Raw genomic sequence first — 3,023 nt, 5'->3', positions numbered from 1 at the left:
ATGAAAATTAATAACTTAACAAGCTAGAGAAATGGTCCGACAGATGGGGAGTACTATAAAGTGCTTTCTGGTAGTTTCCCATTACCTTATACTTAATTCCAATATTGTTAAAGTAATACGCTTTTGATAACTTATAAAAACGTTCACTCTTTTTATTTTGCTTCATGCCTAAATTAACATCTGCAATCGAAACAATTCGCTCGTTCAACTTGATTGAAAATTTAGAATCCGTCCCCCACATGATATCATACCAACGTTGTATATGAGGAATCAGTACGGTATCACTATTATTAGTCCCTCTATTAATCGCTTGATTGAATCGACTTTAGCAGCATCAGATCTTTGACCGAAGCTTGAAAATGCGAAAAAAGCAAAAATGAACGTATTTTTTTTTTATCCAGTAATGAAGGTTGATTTAGTACCAAAAATCGGCATTTATTTTGAATATGAAACCACCTTTATCAAATTCGATAATTGTTTTTATAAATTCTCTTTGCGAGCCCTCTTAGTGCGTACCAACTGATTTTTTAATACCTTTGTATTAGACATCGCTAGGACTTAGGTCAGCGATTAGTTCTTTGTTTATGGGGTCGTATTGGATTTGACAGCGATAGCGTTGTTAGGTGTAAGCATGTCGAGCAATGTGGTGAGTCTCGTAAAAAATTAGTCACAAACTATAATTGACAACACGTCATATAGACTTGCTGCCTAATTTGACTCAGTCGAATTAAGCTTAATCTCGTGGAATAATAGTACACAGACAAGTTCCCTCTCCTACCTTTCCGCCTGTTAATAGTAGGAACTAGAGGGACCAATCATTTCAGGATAGTGTTAGTGATGCTTCTAAGCTGACATGAAACTCAGAAGATAAGTGTAATTATTGGGTGTCTTTATCCGAGGTTATATCGAAAATTAATTAAAGAATAAACATGTAGAAAGCTTGATTATTCGTCGTTTGGACGAGGGTTCGAAACCCTCCGACTCCACTTTTAGCCTTGTAAGTCATTGATTTACAAGGCTTTTTAGTTTTCACTGTCAGTTTTACTGTCAGAAGAACCTTATTAAAGACTCAACTAGATGACTCTATTTATTAAAAATTATTTTATTTCTTATCTCTGTAATTGCGAAGAATCCATTCATCATACCATAATTTCACTTTTTCATCCAAATTCATTAAAGGAGATTAAAGAAAGCAGGAGTCGCATCAACCCAAACATGGTAAAGGGAACTTCAGCAAGGATTCCAGAAAAATTAATTGATTCTTATAATCTATCAATACAATCGAATGAACTCTTAATTAAGCTTGAACTATTTGGCATTACAGATGAATTGGCAAATCAGGACTTTTTAGAGGCTCTTAAATTAAACAAAACGGAAACTCAAGATCAAATAAACCAAAAATCAAGAGATCCAATTGAAAATGGAAGTTTTCCTACTAAACCATTTTATACTTTAAGTCAAAAATTAAAATTCTATGACAATTCAAATATTCAATGTTTTTTTGAAGCAACAAAAAAGATAATTGACAATAATTTGACCCACGTAATTGAAGAGTCCATATCAACAAGGGAACAAAGCGGTATCGATACAAAAATTATCATTCCCAGAAACATCACAAACCCTTGGGAGATGATCCTTATTGATTCACATTTCGAGGAATTCCCACACTTAAACAAACTATGCCTATTACGAAATTTATTAAGATCAACTAACGAAAATGTAAGAATAGAATGCAGAATTGACCCTACCGATTTTCGTTCACCTAACCATCAAAAATTAATTTCTCTTCTGCATGATACGGACAGATCATTCTCTACATCATATCAAAAAGGCAAGAAAATCTCAATTTTCACAGAAGGTAAAACAGATGCCAAATTATTGGAAAAAGCATTTGGAATGATGTACCCTTTTTTAACTGATGCCTTTGATTTTGACGGGCATGTTCACTTTGAAGGTGGGGCTACTTTATTAAGACAAAGAATCGAAAGCCTTATCGGCATGAACTCAACATTTAAAGTAATTGCAATGTTTGACAATGACGGAAAAGGTAGATCGGAACAATCCAAAATAACTAAGAATAAATTACCCCACAATATAAAAGCAAGTAATTATCCTGACGTCAATTTTGCCAGAGCCTATCCATGTTTACGAAATAGTCAAATATCTAACGAAGATATCAATGGTACAGGAGCGTTTCTTGAATTATATCTTGGACAACAAAATATTCTCAACGGCGACAAGGAATTACCTCCAATGATAATCGATCCTAAAAATCAAGGGAGCTTCGTTGATACACATCGAAAAAAAGCTATTCAACGGAACTTTGAGAAAAATTTGATTGAGTTGAAACATGAAAGCCCTGAGAATATAATCTCAAAACTTCCTGAAACTAATGAGATATTCTTGCACATATTTGAGCTGTGTAAGAATCAGTAGCATTACTCTATTTTCAATAAATCACTCACGCTTACTTCTAGCCCTTCGGCAATCTTCAAAAGAGTTACATAAGTTGGGTTTGTTCTCCCCGCCTCTAATCTAGTAATAGAAGTATAATCTTGATTAATAGCAGCCGCCAAGTCCAACTGGGTCATTCCTTTGCTTTTTCGCAATTCTTTGATCCGTTCTCCTAACTTTTGTAATTCCTTTTCTCGATCCATAATACAAGATTGTTGAGAAAAAACAGAACACTATAAAACATATATGTCAGGTTTTACTATTTTTATGACAAATATGTCAGGTATGAAAGAGATTATTTGTTCGTTAATTGAAGATGATATTAAGCATACTCAGCTAATGCAGAAGCTTGAAATGGCAGGTTTCTCTGTGCTAGATCATGATTTGAAGTTATCCGATACGATATTCAAACTAACAGGAATTGAGGAAAGTCCTTTTGTTGAGGAACTATCTAAAGGGTACATTAAAATCGTTGACAAGGTTGATTTAGATTCTGGAAACCATAACATTAAACAAATCTTAAATTCAAGTCACAAATGCAACTTTTAGATTAATGGGTTAAATAGCTT

At 33.7% G+C, this 3,023-nt stretch carries 3 protein-coding genes and 1 other RNA gene; 3 read left to right on the top strand and 1 reads right to left on the bottom strand.

The annotated features are described in order from the left end of the window. The first annotated feature begins 586 nt into the window (after positions 1–586). Together ssrA and HRT72_12055 are read left to right on the top strand one after the other, a co-directional pair. Positions 587–989, top strand: a transfer-messenger RNA (tmRNA) gene (gene ssrA, locus HRT72_12060). 88 nt (positions 990–1,077) lie between these two features. Next, positions 1,078–2,436, top strand: a complete 1,359-nt coding sequence (locus HRT72_12055; protein NQY68438.1) for a hypothetical protein — start codon at positions 1,078–1,080, stop codon at positions 2,434–2,436. A gap of 2 nt (positions 2,437–2,438) precedes the next feature. On the opposite strand, the gene HRT72_12050 is transcribed toward HRT72_12055, so the two are convergent. After that, complete coding sequence (locus HRT72_12050; GenBank protein NQY68437.1) at positions 2,439–2,657, bottom strand: helix-turn-helix transcriptional regulator; 219 nt, start codon at positions 2,655–2,657, stop codon at positions 2,439–2,441. Between the two features lie 82 nt (positions 2,658–2,739). On the opposite strand from HRT72_12050, the gene HRT72_12045 reads away from it, so the two are divergent. Continuing rightward, positions 2,740–3,003 carry a hypothetical protein gene (locus HRT72_12045; GenBank protein ID NQY68436.1) on the top strand — a complete coding sequence of 88 codons (264 nt, stop codon included), beginning with the start codon at positions 2,740–2,742 and terminating at the stop codon, positions 3,001–3,003. Positions 3,004–3,023: the final 20 nt, after the last annotated feature.

It is taken from the genome of Flavobacteriales bacterium (genome assembly GCA_013214975.1).
Lineage (GTDB): Bacteria > Bacteroidota > Bacteroidia > DT-38 > DT-38 > DT-38.
Note: the sequence above shows the minus strand (reverse complement) of the source record. Positions and strands in the feature narration are given on the sequence as shown.